The organism is Microbacterium sp. TWP3-1-2b2, from assembly GCF_049896145.1.
GTDB lineage: Bacteria > Actinomycetota > Actinomycetes > Actinomycetales > Microbacteriaceae > Microbacterium.
Genome location: NZ_JAFCTS010000001.1, coordinates 682,230 through 697,398 on the forward strand (window position 1 = coordinate 682,230; position 15,169 = coordinate 697,398).

Below are 15,169 nucleotides of genomic sequence, written 5' to 3' on the forward strand. Positions count from 1 at the left end.
CCTCAACGGCGCTGAACGCGCCAGAACCAGGAGACGACCATGGCTGTGGTCACCATCCGCCAGCTGCTCGACAGCGGCGTGCACTTCGGACACCAGACCCGTCGGTGGAACCCGAAGGTCAAGCGCTTCATCCTCACGGAGCGCAGCGGCATCCACATCATCGACCTTCAGCAGTCGCTGGGCTACATCGACAGCGCCTACGACTTCGTCAAGGAGACGGTCGCCCACGGCGGAACCATCCTCTTCGTCGGCACGAAGAAGCAGGCCCAGGAGATCCTGGCCGAGCAGGCCACGCGCGTGGGCCAGCCGTTCGTGAACCAGCGCTGGCTCGGCGGTCTCCTCACCAACTTCCAGACGATCTCCAAGCGTCTTGCACGCATGAAGGAGCTCGAGGAACTCGACTACGAGGTTCCGGCGAACAGCGGCTTCACCAAGAAGGAGCTGCTGCTCAAGAAGCGCGAGCTCGACAAGCTGCACAAGTCGCTCGGCGGAATCCGCAACCTGACCAAGACGCCTTCGGCTCTGTGGGTCGTCGACGCCAAGCGCGAGCACCTCGCCATCGACGAGGCGAAGAAGCTCGGCATCCCCGTGATCGGCATCCTCGACACGAACGCCGACCCGGACGACTTCCAGTACCCGATCCCCGGCAACGACGACGCGATCCGCTCGGTCTCGCTGCTGACCCGCATCATCGCCGACGCCGCGGCCGAGGGCCTGCAGCAGAAGCACAACCCCGAGTCGGGCGACGCTGAGCCGCTGGCCGAGTGGGAGAAGGAACTCCTCGAGACGCCTGCTGAGGGAGCTGCCGCTGAGACGACCGAGGCTCCTGCCGCTGAAGCGACCGAGGCTCCTGCTGAGGAAGCTGCCGCTGAGACGACCGAGGCTCCCGCCGCTGAGGCGACCGAGGCTCCTGCTGAAGAGGCTCCGGCGACCGAGGCTCCGGCCGAGGCAGCCGACGCCGACGCTGCCAAGTAATTCCGCGTACACACACATCACGAAGCAAGGAGCCACCACACATGGCCAACTTCACCATCGCTGACATCAAGGCGCTGCGCGAGCAGCTCGGCACCGGAATGGTCGACACGAAGAAGGCGCTCGAGGAAGCCGAAGGCGACCGCGAGAAGGCCGTCGAGATCCTTCGCCTCAAGGGTGCGAAGGGCAACGCGAAGCGCGCTGACCGTTCCACCAGCGAAGGCCTCGTCGTCGCTCGCGAGCAGGACGGCAGCGTCACGCTCATCGAGCTCGCATGCGAGACCGACTTCGTCGCGAAGAACGAGCGCTTCATCGCGCTGGCTGACAAGGTCGCCGATGCTGCTGCCGCAGCCAAGGCGAACACGATCGAGGACGCCCTCGCGGCATCCGCGGGCAACCAGACCGTCGGCGAGCTGATCTCTGATGAGGCAGCCATCATCGGCGAGAAGGTCGAGCTGCGCCAGGTGCGCACGGTCTCGGGCGACTCCGTCGAGGTCTACCTGCACCGCACCAGCAAGGACCTGCCGCCGCAGATCGGTGTCGTCGTCGCCTACACGGGTGACGACGCAGCGACCGCGCGCAGCATCGCTCAGCACATCTCGTTCGCCAACCCGTCATACCTCGACCGGGATGCCGTTCCCGCCGAGGCAGTCGAGAAGGAGCGTGAGATCGTCACAGAGATCTCGCGTAACGAGGGCAAGCCAGAGGCAGCTCTGCCGAAGATCGTCGAAGGCCGAGTGTCCGCGTTCATCAAGCAGGTCGCCCTGCTCGAGCAGGACTACGCCAAGGACAACAAGCTCTCCGTCGCCCAGGTCGCGAAGGACGCCGGTATCACCGTGACGGACTTCGCACGATTCAAGGTCGGCGCGTAGCAGTTGTGAAGGGGTTCGGATCCACAGCGATCCGAACCCCTTTTTCATGCCCAGAAGGCACTATCTTGAATCGGAACGAGAGGACCACCATTCATGACTGAACGCAGCGGACGCCGACGCGTCCTTCTCAAACTCTCCGGCGAAGCCTTCGGGGCAGGGCAGCTGGGCGTGAACCCGGACGTCGTCAGTCAGATCGCGCGCGATATCGCCGCGGCAGTCGACCAGGTGGAGATCGCCATCGTGGTCGGCGGCGGCAACTTCTTCCGTGGCGCGGAGCTGAGCCAACGCGGTATGGATCGCGGCCGAGCCGACTACATGGGCATGCTCGGCACCGTCATGAACGCCTTGGCGCTTCAGGACTTCCTCGAGCAGGCCGGTGCAGCCACACGTGTGCAGTCGGCGATCTCGATGACGCAGGTCGCGGAACCGTACATCCCGCGGCGTGCAGAGCGTCATCTGGAGAAGGGACGCGTCGTGATCTTCGGCGCCGGCGCCGGTCTGCCGTACTTCTCCACGGATACTGTCGCGGCGCAGCGGGCGTTGGAGATCGGCGCTGATGAGGTGCTCGTCGCCAAGAACGGAGTCGACGCCATCTACACCGCCGACCCGAATAAGGACACCACTGCCACGCGCATCGAGCAGGTCACCTACCGTGATGCCCTGCAGCGCGGACTCAAGGTCGTCGACTCGACGGCCTTCAGCCTCTGCATGGACAACAACATGGATATGCGCGTGTTCGGCATGGAGCCAGAAGGCAATGTGACCCGCGCGATCCTCGGCGAGCCGATCGGCACGCGCGTCACTGCCTGAGCGCATTACGCAGGGTGTGACCTCACGCCCGGATAGAATTGTTGGAACACCCCGACGATAGGAGTCACCGTGATCGCGGACGTCCTCGCTGAAACCACCTCCCGCATGACGCGCGCTGTCGAAGCAGCCAAGGAGGACTTCGCCACCGTCCGAACCGGTCGTGCGAACCCCCAGATGTTCCAGAAGGTGATGGTCGACTACTACGGCTCGCCCACCCCGCTGGCGCAGCTCGCGTCGTTGGCGAACCCTGAAGCGCGCTCACTCGTGATCACGCCCTACGACAAGTCGGCGCTCAGGGCGATCGAGCAGGCGATCCGCGACATGCCGAACCTCGGTGCGAACCCGACGAACGACGGCGCCATCGTACGTGTCACCATGCCTGAGCTGACCGCTGAGCGTCGCAAGGAGTATGTCAAGATCGTGCGGTCCAAGGGCGAGGACGCGAAGGTGCAGATCCGTGGGATCCGTCGCAAGTCCAAGGACGAGCTCGACGCGCTCAAGAGCGATGTCGGCGAAGATGAGATCGCGCGCGGTGAGAAGGAACTCGACGCCCTGACGCGTCAGCACGTCGACCTCATCGACGACGCCCTCAAGCGCAAAGAGACCGAGCTGCTCGAGGTATAGCCGAGGATGAGCGACGCAGTCGGTCCCGATGACGAGCAACGCCCGCTGACACGGCGCGAAGCTCGCGATGGGGCGACCCCGGACGTCGAGGTCCCCGCTGTCGACGAGAGCGCGATTCCCCCGCGTCCACCGCTGCCGCGGGGCGCGATGCACCCGGCGGATCCGACCGCCGTCGTGCGTGGACAGTTGCGCCAGGCCAGGGGAGAGTTCGAGACGCACGTGACTCAAGCGCGCGAGCATCTCGATCAGGCCAATGAGCGCATCAAGGCTCGGACCGGCCGCGACCTGATCCTCGCGATCCTGGTCGGACTCGGGTTCGGCGCGGTCCTGCTGGCCTCACTCATATTCATCAAAGAGCTGTTCGTGCCGATCGCGCTGGCGATCGCTGTGCTCGGCATCTTTGAGCTGGCGCGTGCCCTTGGCGCTGCGGGCCGCCGAGTCGACATCGTCCCGCAGATCATCGCGGGCGTCGCCCTCGTGCTGGCGGGCTATTTCGCACCCCCGTGGCTCATCTGGGTCGCGCTGCTGTTCGCTGTGGTGTTCGTGATCGTCTGGCGCCTCATCGCACAGATGATGTCGAAGGACGGCCGCACGTACGGCGACGTGCTCACAGACGCGATCGTGAGCGGCTTCGTGCAGGTGTACGTGCCGTTTCTCACCGCCGTCGCCCTCCTGCTGCTGGCTCAGGAAGGCGGGCAGTGGTGGGTGCTCGCGTTCATCGCCATCGCGGTGGCATCCGACACCGGTGCCTACGCTGCAGGTCTCGTCTTCGGAAAGCATCCGATGGCCCCGCGCATCAGCCCCAAGAAGACGTGGGAGGGCTTTGCCGGCGCCGTGTTCGCAGCGATCGCGGCCGGCGTTCTTCTCGCCATCTTCCTGCTGAATCTGCCGTGGTGGGCCGGCGTCGTCTTCGGCATCTCGATCCTGCTGTCGGCGACGCTCGGCGACCTCGGCGAGTCGATGATCAAGCGCGACATCGGAATCAAGGACATGAGTTCCTGGTTGCCCGGTCACGGCGGGCTCCTCGATCGACTGGACAGCATCCTGCCCTCGACGATCCCCGCGCTGAGCCTTTACTTCCTCCTTTCGCCGTGGGTGACTCTCCCTTGACTTCGGATACGGTGAACGGTGTGACTGAGATGGACGACGAAGACACGACGCCCGCCTTCCGTACGGTGAGCGGGCGCGAGCGCGGATACCACCGCACCGCGGTCGACACGTTCCTTGCGGCGGCGCGCGAGAGCTTCGAGCAGGACTCGGACGATCTGTCCGCCGCCGAGGTGCGCGTCGCATCCTTCCCACTGGTCAAGGACGGCTATGACATCGCCGAGGTGGACGCAGCGCTCGGACGGGTCGAGGATGCATTGGCAGCGCGTCAGCGTGAGCGAGCGGTCCGCGCGGATGGTGCGGAGGCGTGGGTGAGTCACGCCCGGTCGGAGGCGCAGGTGATTCTCGATCATCTGGCGCGCAGTCGCCGGCAGAAGTTCGCACGCACGGGCTTCCTGTCGTTCGGGTATCGCATCGACGAGGTGGACCATGTGGCGGCCCGGATCGTGAGATATCTCCGCGACGGTGACCAACTGTCCGTCGAGCAGCTGAGGTCTGCCGCATTCAGGATGCAGCGTGGCGGGTACCGCGAAGAACAGGTCGACGCGCTGCTGGATGCCACGATCGATGTGATCCTCGCCGTCCGCTGAGCCCTCCGCCGCGGATTCGGATGGAGGACTCAGGCACGTCTGGATACACTGGAGCTATTGTGACTTCCGGCACCGAGATCGATTCCGCCGTCGCCGACGCGGCGCCGGCGAGGTCTGCACCCCCGAAATCTCCCGCGATCAAGGCCAGGCGCTGGTCACGGCGACGCGGAGTCGTCGGTGGCTTCGCGGGCTTCGGAGTGGTCGCCTTCGCTGCGGCCATCGTCGCTCCGACCGGCATGGCCCTCGCTGACCCGCCCGTCGCGGACGTGGAGACGCCGTTCTCGTTGGCGGCTCAGGACACCCAGGATCTGACGGTCACTGCGGAGGGCGCGACGATCGAACCCGTCACCCGCGGTGCGTATGACGTGTATGTGACGCCGACACCGACTCCGACGCCGGAGCCGGAGCCCGAGGTGGCATCGGCCGAGTCCTCCGAATCCTCTGAGTCCTCCGGTGGGGGCGGTCCGATGTACTACACGGGCGGCGGAGCGCCGGCGGAGTGGATGGCCGCTGCGGGCATCGCATCCGGCGACTGGGGCTACGTCGATTGGGTGGTCTCGCAGGAGAGCGGATGGAATCCGAACGCCACCAACGCCTCCTCCGGCGCGTGCGGCCTCGTTCAGGTGTACCCGTGCTCGAAGCTGCCCAACGCGTACGACCCCGTCGTGAACCTGCGCTGGGCGAACGGCTATGCGACCGGACGTTACGGCAGCTGGGCGGGCGCGGTCGAGTTCTGGAAGACGAACCACTGGTGGTAATGCTCCGACATGCCACGCTCTCACAGGCGGCGCCAGGAGCGCCCAGAAACTGACGACTCCTTCGACAGGCTGCTGGCAGGCTGGAAGCGCAGCGAGACCCGCCAGGGACGCGACTGGACCGTGCAGCCGGTCTCGGCCCAGCAGGCGCAGAAGGAATACATCTGCCCAGGATGCCGCGGCGTGATCGCGCCGGGAACCGCACACCAGGTCATATGGCGCGCGGACGGAGTCCTCGGCGACGCCGCTGACCTCGCTGCGCGCAGGCACTGGCACACACACTGCTGGAGGATGGCGTGAGCATGGAGATTCGTGGGCCGTTGGAGCTGCCGGCGACGAGGGAGCCGATCGAACTGTCCACGGCGGACGAACTCACCCTCGTGGGGGAGTTGGCGCTGCCGGAGAATGCTCAACCCGTCGCGACACTGGTGACGCTGCATCCGCTTCCCACCGCCGGCGGCTTCATGGATTCGCACATCCTGCGCAAGGCGTCTGCGCGCCTTCCCGCCCTCGCGGACCTCGCCGTGCTCCGCTTCAACACCAGAGGGACCACGTCACCGCGGGGGACGAGTGAAGGCAGATTCGACGGGGGCGAAGCCGAGCAGTTCGACGTCGCAGCGGCGATGGACTTCGTCCGCGAGAGGTCGTTGCCCCGTCCATGGCTGCTGGGTTGGTCCTTCGGCACGGAGCTCGCTCTGAAATACGGACGAGAGCACGACGTAGAGGGGATCATCCTTCTCTCACCGCCCCTGCACAGGACGACCGCGGAGGAGATCGCGGCGTGGGCCGGCGATGAGCGCCGCGTGATCGCGCTCATTCCCGAGTTCGACGACTATCTTCGGCCGGAAGAAGCTCAGAAGCGCTTCGCGTCGATCCCTGACATCACGCTGATTCCTGTCGAAGGCGGAAAGCACCTCTGGGTCGGCGAGACTCAGACGCGCCGTGTGCTCACCGAGATCGTCGCCGTGGTGAATCCGGATGCGCTTCCGCTGCCGAACGAATGGCCCTGAGGCACTCGACTGGCTTCGTTCGCGTCAACGCTCGTTCATCCGAGGGATGAGCACCTGGCGGTAGATGATCAGGATGCTCGCCGCGACCGGAATCGCGATGAGGGCACCGAGCAGTCCGAGCAACGATCCGCCGGCGAGAGCAGCGACGACGACGACCGCACCTGGCACGGAGACCGCGCGGCTCATGATGCGCGGTGAGATCACGTACGCCTCGATCTGCATGTAGATCAGGTAGTAGATGCCTGCCGCGATCGCCGTGGCAGGAGAACCGAGACCGGGGATGAGGCATGCGAGCACGATGATCGTGGACCCCGTGAGCGTGCCCACCAGGGGGATCAGCGAGAAGAAGAAGGCGACGACGGCCAGGACGGCGGTGAACGGCGCGTCGATGATGCTGAGGAAGATCGCGCTGAGCACACCGTTGATCATGCCGAGTGTGACCTGGCCCATCACGTAGTAGCCGACCGAGTCGGTGATCTGCTCTGCGAGGTCGATGAAGCGAGGACGGCGGGATGCCGGAACCAGCTGATAGACCGACCGCTTGAGCGACGGGGTCGATGCCGTCAGGTAGATCGTCAGGATGAGTACGATGAATGCCCCGAACAGGCCCGTCACGAGATTGAGGCTCACCGCGATGACGCCGCCGGTGATGTCGCCCATGTTGGCCAGCAGCCAATCCTGCGCCTCGGTGAGGATGCGGTCGATGTCCAGCGCGGGGAAGACCGCCCCCAGCCACTCCCGCAGATCCCCCCAGATATCATTGCTGGATTGCACGAGTGCGGTGATCTGCTCGACGAGCTGACTGACCTGGTCGATGATGATCGGCAGAACGATGAGGACGATGCCGGCGAAGATGCCGAGCACCCCGAGGATCGTGACGATCACCGCGAGCCAGCGAGGGAGCCTGCGGCGCTCGAGGAACGAGATGACAGGATCGAGACCGAGGCTGATGAACAGCGCGGTTCCGACATACAACAGCACGGTGGACAGTGATTGCACACTGCCGATGAGCAGGATGCCGAGCCCCACACCGAGCGTCGCCACCAGGGCGGTGCGGAACGGATTGTGAACCTTCATGCGCTCTCCTCGACAAGACTGCTCTCAGGCTAGTCGGCAAGTGGTGACGCGAATTCGCGACGTGCCGATCGGGGAGTTGACTGGCCCCTCGTAGTCAACACTCAGCCACTTTCGATAGTCTGAAACGTCGAGCGGGGATCTGGGCGAGCGCCCGGATCACGTAAGGAGTCTTTTCGTGCGTTTCGTGTGGGCCGTCGTGGCCTTCGTCCTGGCCACGCTTCTCATCGGAGCGGGCATCGCTCAGCGAACCATCTTCATGGGGCCGTCGGCGCAGCAAGTCGAGCTGAGCGTGGAAGAGCCTGCACCGTACACGCTTGTCGATGGGGCTGTGCTCCGTGAGAACCCAGGGCAGCAGACGCTGTTGATCCGCGGCGACGGAGACATCTTCGCCGCTTACGGACGTACGGCCGACCTCGAGGCGTGGCTCTCCGATGCGACGTACAACTCCGTGGCGCTCGATTCCGACGGTGCGAGTGTGAGCACGCTCGTCGAGCCGGAGGACACGGCCGACGAGACCGAAGAGGGCACGGATGGCGACGCCGAGCAGCCGGCCGGGCGAAACCCGGCAGGCTCTGATCTCTGGCTCGACTCGTTCAGCGAAGCCGATCAGCTCATCACCGACATGCAACTGCCGGCGGGTATGAGCGTCTTGATTGCGAAGGACGGCACGCAGAACGCTCCAGAGGATGTCGTCGTGTCGTGGCCGCTGGATCGTTCCACGCCTTTCGTCGGACCGCTCATCACAGCCGGCGGTGCCGTGCTGCTGTTCGGTCTCGTCATGTACGTGCTCGCGATCCGCCACCAGCGCAGGGGGCGAGGGCCGCGCCGAAAGGGCCCAGGACCGTTGCCGGCCACACAGCCCATCGATCTCTCCGTGGAGCCCGCGCCCGTGCGCGAGGAGCTCGAGTCCCCGGCCGACGCGAAGCCCGAGACCGACGAATCGCCGAAGGAGAAGAGCGCGCCGAAGACCGAACGCCGGGCGCACTCCCTGCGGCGTCGTCTGCTCGTTCTGCCTGCTTTCGGCGTCGCAGCCATGCTGTTCGCGGGGTGCTCCAGCGACTCCTGGCCGCAGTTCGGAGACGCATCGCCGACGCCATCACCCACGCAGACCGTGATCACGCCGGAGAACCAGAAGCCCCCCGCAGTCACTGAGGCTCAGGCCTCCCGCATCCTCAAGAACGTCGCAGGGACCCTTGAAGATGCGGACGCAGCGCTGGACATCGACCTCGCCGCCACACGACTCGACGGCGCCGCACTGGCTGCGAGGACCACCGACTACACGCTGCGTGAGACCCTGGCCGATCGTGCGCTGCCTGCCACGATCCCGACCGATGTGATCGAGGTGCTGCTGCCGCAGGCGACGGACGGTTGGCCACGAACCGTGCTGGTGCTCAGCAAGAGCAAGAGCGACGAGACCGTTCCTCCCGTCATCCTGACCATGACCCAGGCGGATCCGTGGTCGAACTACAAGGTCGCCAACATCGCTGAGATGCAGGCCTCGGCCGAAGTGCCGGAACTGGCCCCGGCGTGGCTGGGTACCAGTCTCATCACCGAGAACGCTTCTGCGTTCCTCGCACTCGCCCCAGACGAACTCGCGACGGCGTTCGCGGACGTCGTCGACTCCGGCGAGAAGAGCGAGTACCGTTCGCTCTTCGACCCCGTGAGCATCACTCTGGCGGATTCGATCACGGCCAGCCGGGCAGCGGTCACGCAGTCCCTCATCGACAACGGCGCCGCCGAGACCTCGCGTACCGCGTTCGACATCGTGCCGAGCACAGCCCCGCCGGTCGCGATGGCCACGCTCGACAGCGGAGCGATCGTGGCCGTCTCGATGGTCGACAGCGAGACCATCACTCCGACTTCGTCCGACGCCGTGATCAAGTTCGGGGAGAACCCCGATGCGAAGACGCTCACCGGAGTCGAGGAGGCTTCCAAGGGTGTCGTCACCACTTACGGACTGCAGTTGTTCTTCTCCGTTCCTGCTCAAGGCTCGACGGAGCAGATCCGCCTCCTCGCCGTGCACCAAGACCTCCTCAACGTGGAAGTGATCCAATGACCGACATCTCTCCAGCGGCCCTTCGAGGTGCCGTCGATCTCTCCAGCCTTCGCAACCGTCCGGCCGCCGCCGCTGAGGCGGCCCCAGCGGCGTCAAGCGCCGAGGGCGCGGCTCCTGGCGGGTTCATCGTGGATGTGACGGATGCCACGTTCGGTCAGATCATGGAGCTCTCTCGCACCGTGCCGATCGTCGTGGATCTGTGGGCGGAATGGTGCGGACCCTGCAAGCAGCTCAGCCCGATACTCGAGAAGGTCGTCACGGAGCTCGGAGGTCGTGTCGTCCTCGCGAAGGTCGACGTCGATGCGAACCCGCAGCTCGCGCAGAGCTTCCGTGCACAGTCCATCCCGATGGTCGTCGCACTGATCGCCGGGCAGCCGGTTCCGATGTTCACCGGGGCTGTCCCGGAAGAGCAGGTTCGCCAGGTGTTCGACCAACTGCTCCAGGTGGCCGCTCAGAACGGCGTCACAGGCTCCGTGGCAGGCGGCGCTGCTGATTCCGAGGCGGCGGATGCCGATGCGTCCGATGAGCCGCAGGAGGCGCCACTGCCGCCTCTGCATGCTGAAGCCTTCGCAGCGATCGAAGCCGGCGACTTCACGGCTGCGATCACCGCCTACGAGAAGGCGCTCGCTGAGAACCCGCGTGACGAGGATGCGCGCGCAGGGCTCGGGCAGGTGCGACTTCTCGACCGCGTGCAGGGCCTCGACCTGCAGGAGGCACGAGCGGCCGCCGCCGATGCTCCACTCGACGTGAACGCGCAGTTCGCCGTCGCCGACCTCGACATCTCCGGTGGACATGTCGATGATGCGTTCGGACGCCTCCTGGACCTCTTCGCTGCATTGCCCACCGATGAGCGCGCCCCGGTGCGCGAGCGTCTCGTCGAACTGTTCGGGCTCATCGGCACGGCCGACCCTCGGGTGATCGCAGCGCGAAACCGGCTGTCCTCGCTGCTGTTCTGATCCTCAGCCCCGGAGTCGAAGCCAGATCGTCGACAGCGCCGGCAGGGTGATCTTCGTCTTCGGTGTGCCGTGCTCGCCCTCGACATGCGCGGCGACACGTCCGTAGTTGCCGACGCCGGAGCCGCCGAACTCCACCGCATCCGTGTTGAGGATCTCGTCCCACACTCCCGCGACGGGCAGGTCCATGGGAAGTCCGGCACGCTCCACACCGGCGAAGTTGCTGATCACGATGACGCGGCCTCCGTGCTGATCGCGTCGTTCGAAGGCGATCACGTTCGGGTCCCATGACGGCGCGCCGAGGCGACGGAATCGGTTGCTGTCGCCGTCTCGCTCCCACAGTGGCGCGCTCGCGCGATAGACGCCGTTCATCTCGCCGACGAAATGCTGCAGCTGTGCGTGCGAAGGCTGCTCGAGCAGCCACCAGTCCAGCGCTCTCGACTCGGACCACTCAGCGAGTTGGCCGAACTCCTGGCCCATGAACAGCAGATTCTTTCCCGGGTGCCCCCACATGTACGCGAGGTACGCGCGGACGTTCGCGAGCTTGTGGGCGTGGTCTCCTGGCATCTTGGACAGCAGGCTGCCTTTGCCGTGCACGACCTCGTCATGGCTGATCGGGAGCAGGTAGTTCTCACCGAACGCGTAGACGAACGAGAAGGTCATCTCACCCTCATGGTGTGCGCGGTACATCGGGTCGCGTGCGATGTACTGCAGCGAGTCGTTCATCCAGCCCATGTTCCACTTGAAACCGAACCCGAGGCCGGCGTGGTCGGTGGGCCCTGTCACGCCGGGGAAGCTGGTCGATTCCTCAGCGATCATCACGATGCCAGGATGCGCGCGGTATGCCGTCGCGTTGACCTCCTGCAGGAATCGGATCGCTTCGAGGTTCTCGCGGCCGCCGTGGACGTTGGGCTCCCATTCACCGTCGCGCCGCGAATAGTCGAGATAGAGCATCGAGGCGACGGCATCGACGCGGAGGCCGTCGATGTGGAACTGGTCGAACCAGTAGAGGGCGTTCGCGACGAGGAAACCGCGCACCTCCGGCCGGCCGTAGTCGAAGATCAGGGTGCCCCAATCCTGGTGCTCACCGCGCCGGGGATCAGGATGCTCGTACAGCGGCTGTCCGTCGAACCGCGCCAGTGCGAACTCGTCTTTGGGGAAGTGGCCCGGCACCCAGTCCAGGATCACGCCGATCCCGGCCTGGTGCAGGCGGTCGATGAGGTAGCGCAGATCGTCCGGCGTCCCGAATCGTGCGGTCGGTGCGTAGTATCCGCTGACCTGATAGCCCCAGGAACCGCCGAACGGATGCTCGGCGAGCGGCATGAACTCCACGTGCGTGAAGCCGGTGTCGAGGATGTGGGAGATGAGTGGATCTGCGACCTCTCGATACCCCAGTCCTTCGCGCCAGGAGCCCAGGTGCACCTCGTAGATCGACATGGGCTGGGCGACGGCGTGTGTCGCCGCTCGTCTCGTCATCCACGCGCCGTCGTTCCACGAATACGCCGAGAAGGGGACGGCCGACGCCGTCTCCGGTGGGACCTGCGTGCGCTGCGCCATCGGGTCCGACTTGAGGATCCAGCGGCCGTCGCGCGTGAGGATCTGGTACTTGTAGAGCGATCCGGGGGTGAGATCGGGGATGAACAGTTCCCAGATGCCGCTCACACCCATCGAGCGCATGCTGTGACCCTCGCCGCTCCAATCGTTGTGCTCACCGACCACGCGCACGGCCTGCGCATTGGGCGCCCACACCGCGAACGACACGCCGATCTCGCCGTCGAAGAGGTGCACGTTCGCGCCCAGCACCTCCCAGAGCCGCTCGTGACGTCCTTCGGCGATCAGGTGGAGGTCAAGGTCGCCGATGCTCGGAAGATGACGGTAGGGATCACCGGAAAGATGCTCTTCCTCGTCGGCGTATGCGGTCGCGATCCGGTAGGCGACCGGGGATCCGTCGTGTTGACCCTCCCATATGCCGTGTGCGACATGTGTCAGCGGCAATCGGCTTCCGTCCGTGAACACCACCGTCACGCTCTCGGCCAGTGGCCGTCGCACGCGGATGACGGTGTGCGTGCGACCGGTGGCATCCGTCGTCGGATGCGCCCCGAGCACGTCATGCGGAGCATGATGAGCTCCGGCTGCGACGGCTTCCCAGTCGGGCGATGTGATGACATCCTGGATCTCGCTCATGATCGTCCCTTCACCTTGAGGATGTGCACCGGCTCGGTGAACGCGTCGAGCCTGACGAAGTTGTGGTCCGACCAGGTCCATACCGCGCCGGTGACGAGATCCTCAACTTCGTACTGGTCGCCGGGCTCGACGCCCCACACGCGGGTGTCGAGGTGCACCGTGGTCTCGCGCACGGAATGCGGGTCGACGTTGGCGACGACGATGATCGTGTCGGCTGATCCAGTGCCGGTGAAGGCGGCGTCGAGGTGCTTGGAGTAGACGAGGATGCCGTCGTCATCGCTCCAGTGCACTGCGAGGTTGCGCAGCTGCCGCAATGCCGGATGCGCTTCGCGGATCTCATTCAGCTTCCGCAGGAACGGTGCGAGCGAATCGCCGGCGGCTTCCGCCGCGTCGAAGTCGCGCAGCTTGTACTCGTACTTCTCGTTGTCGATGTTCTCTTCCGAGCCGGGTCGCGCGACGTTCTCGTACAGCTCGAAACCGGCGTAGACACCGTAGGTCGGTGCCGCTGTCGCCGCGATCGAAGCCCGGATGCGGTAGGCCGCGCGACCGCCGAACTGCAGATACTCGGTGAGGATGTCCGGGGTGTTGACGAAGAGGTTCGGTCGAAGGTAGTCGGCGGTCTCGTTCGCGAGTGCCGTGAGGAACTCCTCCAACTCGCGCTTCGTGTTGCGCCACGTGAAATACGTGTAGCTCTGCTGGAATCCGACCGCAGCGAGGCTCCGCAGCGGGGCGGGGCGGGTGAATGCCTCTGCGAGGAAGACGACGTCGGGATGCGACGCTGTCACTCTGGCGATCAGCCACTCCCAGAACCAGAGCGGTTTGGTGTGCGGGTTGTCCACGCGGAAGATCGACACGCCCTGCGACACCCAGTGCTCGATGATGCGAAAGACCTCGGCGCACAGACCCTCGGGGTCGCCGTCGAAGTTCAGCGGGTAGATGTCCTGATACTTCTTCGGCGGGTTCTCTGCGTAGGCGATCGTGCCGTCGGGAAGGGTCGTGAACCACTCAGGGTGCGCTGTGACCCACGGGTGATCGGGCGATGCCTGTAGAGCGAGATCGAGTGCGACCTCCATGCCGGACTTGCGCGCCGCTCGCACGAAGTTCCGGAAGTCCGCCAGGGTGCCGAGATCGGGATGCACGGCGTCGTGACCGCCGTCATTCCCGCCGATCGCCCACGGCGAGCCAGGATCGGACGGCCCCGCATGCAGCGTGTTGTTCGGACCCTTGCGGTGCGTCCTGCCGATCGGATGGATCGGCGGCAGATACAGCACATCGAAGCCCATCGCCGCAACGGCGGGGAGGCGTTTCGCCGCGGTGCGGAATGTGCCGCTCGTGATGGTGCCGTCCGCTCTGCGCCTGGCGCCCTCGGAACGGGGGAAGAATTCGTACCACGCGCCGACACCCGCGGCGGTTCGCTCGACGATCAGCGTCTGCTCGGCCGATGCCGAGGCGAGCGATGCGAGAGGCCGAGCCTCGAAGAGCCGGGCGAAGTCCGAGTCAGTGGCGATCGCGAGTGCGGCGGCGGCGTCCGATCCGGCGAGGGTCGCGGCGACCGCTTTGAGACGCGTGCGTTCGCTTGCCGGGCGGATCTCCTCGGCGGCTGCGCGCGCGAACAGCTGCTGACCGAGCGCAGTCATCACGTCGACGTCGACGCCCGCGGCGATCTTCACGGAGGCGGCGTGGGCCCAGGTCGCGTAATCATCCCCGAACGCCTCGAAGCGGTACAGCCAGACGCCCTGCGCATCCAGCGCGATCTCGGTCTGCCAGGAATCGGTGCCGTCCTCTCGCGCTGTCAGTCGATGCAGACTCTCTTCGCCGCTCGGCGCGGTCAAGCGCACGTGAACGCCGATGCGGTCGTGCCCTTCTCGGAATGCGACGATCCCGAACGGAACGATCTCGCCGACGAACGCCTTGGCCGAGAATCCGCCTGGCGCGACCGGTCGCGGTTCAGCGAGCGGGATGCGCCCGGTCAGAGTGGCTCCGCGACGGTGAGACGCGCCGACACGGGCTGGCTCTCGCTCATCGGCGGCACGGGGCCGCAGGGGGATCTGTGCGGGGCTTCGAAGCTCCGCGGGACGATTGCCAGAACGTGCAGCCACACCCTGAATGTACCGCGCCTCGTCGGGAGTGAACACCCGTAGCTGTGCCGTGTTCGAGCA

General features: G+C 65.7%; 14 protein-coding genes. 11 read left to right on the forward strand and 3 right to left on the reverse strand.

Annotation, left to right across the window (positions count from 1 at the left end; all coding sequences use genetic code 11):
* The first annotated feature begins 39 nt into the window (after positions 1-39).
* The 9 genes from rpsB to ACP7AR_RS03470 all read left to right on the forward strand — a co-directional run bounded on the left by rpsB (position 40) and on the right by ACP7AR_RS03470 (position 6,740).
* Positions 40-975, forward strand: coding sequence for a 30S ribosomal protein S2 (gene rpsB, locus ACP7AR_RS03430; protein ID WP_426182779.1), 936 nt, complete (start codon positions 40-42; stop codon positions 973-975).
* Positions 976-1,016: 41 nt separating this feature from the next.
* Positions 1,017-1,844 carry a translation elongation factor Ts gene (gene tsf / locus ACP7AR_RS03435; protein WP_426182782.1) on the forward strand — a complete coding sequence of 276 codons (828 nt, stop codon included), beginning with the start codon at positions 1,017-1,019 and terminating at the stop codon, positions 1,842-1,844.
* 93 nt (positions 1,845-1,937) lie between these two features.
* The gene (gene pyrH, locus ACP7AR_RS03440) at positions 1,938-2,654 is read left to right on the forward strand and encodes a UMP kinase (RefSeq protein ID WP_426182785.1); all 717 of its coding nucleotides are present in this window, start codon (positions 1,938-1,940) and stop codon (positions 2,652-2,654) included.
* Between the two features lie 69 nt (positions 2,655-2,723).
* The gene (gene frr, locus ACP7AR_RS03445; RefSeq protein WP_426182788.1) at positions 2,724-3,278 is read left to right on the forward strand and encodes a ribosome recycling factor; all 555 of its coding nucleotides are present in this window, start codon (positions 2,724-2,726) and stop codon (positions 3,276-3,278) included.
* Positions 3,279-3,284: 6 nt separating this feature from the next.
* Positions 3,285-4,388 carry a phosphatidate cytidylyltransferase gene (locus ACP7AR_RS03450; protein ID WP_426182791.1) on the forward strand — a complete coding sequence of 368 codons (1,104 nt, stop codon included), beginning with the start codon at positions 3,285-3,287 and terminating at the stop codon, positions 4,386-4,388.
* A gap of 29 nt (positions 4,389-4,417) precedes the next feature.
* A complete protein-coding gene (locus ACP7AR_RS03455; protein WP_426187607.1) occupies positions 4,418-4,975 on the forward strand; it encodes a DivIVA domain-containing protein in 558 nt (185 codons plus the stop codon).
* A gap of 59 nt (positions 4,976-5,034) precedes the next feature.
* A complete protein-coding gene (locus ACP7AR_RS03460; protein WP_426182794.1) occupies positions 5,035-5,733 on the forward strand; it encodes a transglycosylase SLT domain-containing protein in 699 nt (232 codons plus the stop codon).
* Between the two features lie 9 nt (positions 5,734-5,742).
* The gene (locus tag ACP7AR_RS03465; RefSeq protein ID WP_426182797.1) at positions 5,743-6,030 is read left to right on the forward strand and encodes a hypothetical protein; all 288 of its coding nucleotides are present in this window, start codon (positions 5,743-5,745) and stop codon (positions 6,028-6,030) included.
* A gap of 2 nt (positions 6,031-6,032) precedes the next feature.
* The gene (locus ACP7AR_RS03470) at positions 6,033-6,740 is read left to right on the forward strand and encodes an alpha/beta hydrolase (protein ID WP_426187609.1); all 708 of its coding nucleotides are present in this window, start codon (positions 6,033-6,035) and stop codon (positions 6,738-6,740) included.
* 24 nt (positions 6,741-6,764) lie between these two features.
* Here ACP7AR_RS03470 and ACP7AR_RS03475 read toward each other — a convergent pair whose 3' ends face one another.
* Entirely contained in the window at positions 6,765-7,817 is a 1,053-nt protein-coding gene (locus ACP7AR_RS03475) for an AI-2E family transporter (protein WP_426182799.1), read from the reverse strand.
* Positions 7,818-7,992: 175 nt separating this feature from the next.
* Between ACP7AR_RS03475 and ACP7AR_RS03480 the strand changes: the two genes are divergently transcribed.
* Together ACP7AR_RS03480 and ACP7AR_RS03485 are read left to right on the forward strand one after the other, a co-directional pair.
* Positions 7,993-9,873: a glycosyl transferase gene (locus tag ACP7AR_RS03480; RefSeq protein WP_426182801.1), complete on the forward strand. Its 1,881-nt coding sequence runs from the start codon at positions 7,993-7,995 to the stop codon at positions 9,871-9,873.
* Positions 9,870-10,829, forward strand: coding sequence for a tetratricopeptide repeat protein (locus ACP7AR_RS03485; protein ID WP_426182804.1), 960 nt, complete (start codon positions 9,870-9,872; stop codon positions 10,827-10,829). The genes ACP7AR_RS03480 and ACP7AR_RS03485 overlap by 4 nt, the downstream gene beginning before the upstream one ends.
* 3 nt (positions 10,830-10,832) lie before the next feature.
* Here ACP7AR_RS03485 and glgB read toward each other — a convergent pair whose 3' ends face one another.
* Together glgB and ACP7AR_RS03495 are read right to left on the reverse strand one after the other, a co-directional pair.
* The gene (gene glgB / locus ACP7AR_RS03490; RefSeq protein ID WP_426182806.1) at positions 10,833-13,010 is read right to left on the reverse strand and encodes a 1,4-alpha-glucan branching protein GlgB; all 2,178 of its coding nucleotides are present in this window, start codon (positions 13,008-13,010) and stop codon (positions 10,833-10,835) included.
* Complete coding sequence (locus ACP7AR_RS03495) at positions 13,007-15,109, reverse strand: alpha-1,4-glucan--maltose-1-phosphate maltosyltransferase (RefSeq protein WP_426182809.1); 2,103 nt, start codon at positions 15,107-15,109, stop codon at positions 13,007-13,009. Before ACP7AR_RS03495 ends, glgB begins: the two co-directional genes overlap by 4 nt.
* Positions 15,110-15,169: the final 60 nt, after the last annotated feature.

Coding starts and splice junctions, on each gene's coding strand:
- ACP7AR_RS03455 (WP_426187607.1), top strand. CDS start 4,418: ATGGACGACGAAGACACGACGCCCGCCTTCCGTACGGTGAGCGGGCGC.
- glgB (WP_426182806.1), bottom strand. CDS start 13,010: ATGAGCGAGATCCAGGATGTCATCACATCGCCCGACTGGGAAGCCGTC.
- ACP7AR_RS03485 (WP_426182804.1), top strand. CDS start 9,870: ATGACCGACATCTCTCCAGCGGCCCTTCGAGGTGCCGTCGATCTCTCC.
- ACP7AR_RS03450 (WP_426182791.1), top strand. CDS start 3,285: ATGAGCGACGCAGTCGGTCCCGATGACGAGCAACGCCCGCTGACACGG.
- rpsB (WP_426182779.1), top strand. CDS start 40: ATGGCTGTGGTCACCATCCGCCAGCTGCTCGACAGCGGCGTGCACTTC.
- tsf (WP_426182782.1), top strand. CDS start 1,017: ATGGCCAACTTCACCATCGCTGACATCAAGGCGCTGCGCGAGCAGCTC.
- ACP7AR_RS03475 (WP_426182799.1), bottom strand. CDS start 7,817: ATGAAGGTTCACAATCCGTTCCGCACCGCCCTGGTGGCGACGCTCGGT.
- ACP7AR_RS03465 (WP_426182797.1), top strand. CDS start 5,743: ATGCCACGCTCTCACAGGCGGCGCCAGGAGCGCCCAGAAACTGACGAC.
- pyrH (WP_426182785.1), top strand. CDS start 1,938: ATGACTGAACGCAGCGGACGCCGACGCGTCCTTCTCAAACTCTCCGGC.
- ACP7AR_RS03470 (WP_426187609.1), top strand. CDS start 6,033: ATGGAGATTCGTGGGCCGTTGGAGCTGCCGGCGACGAGGGAGCCGATC.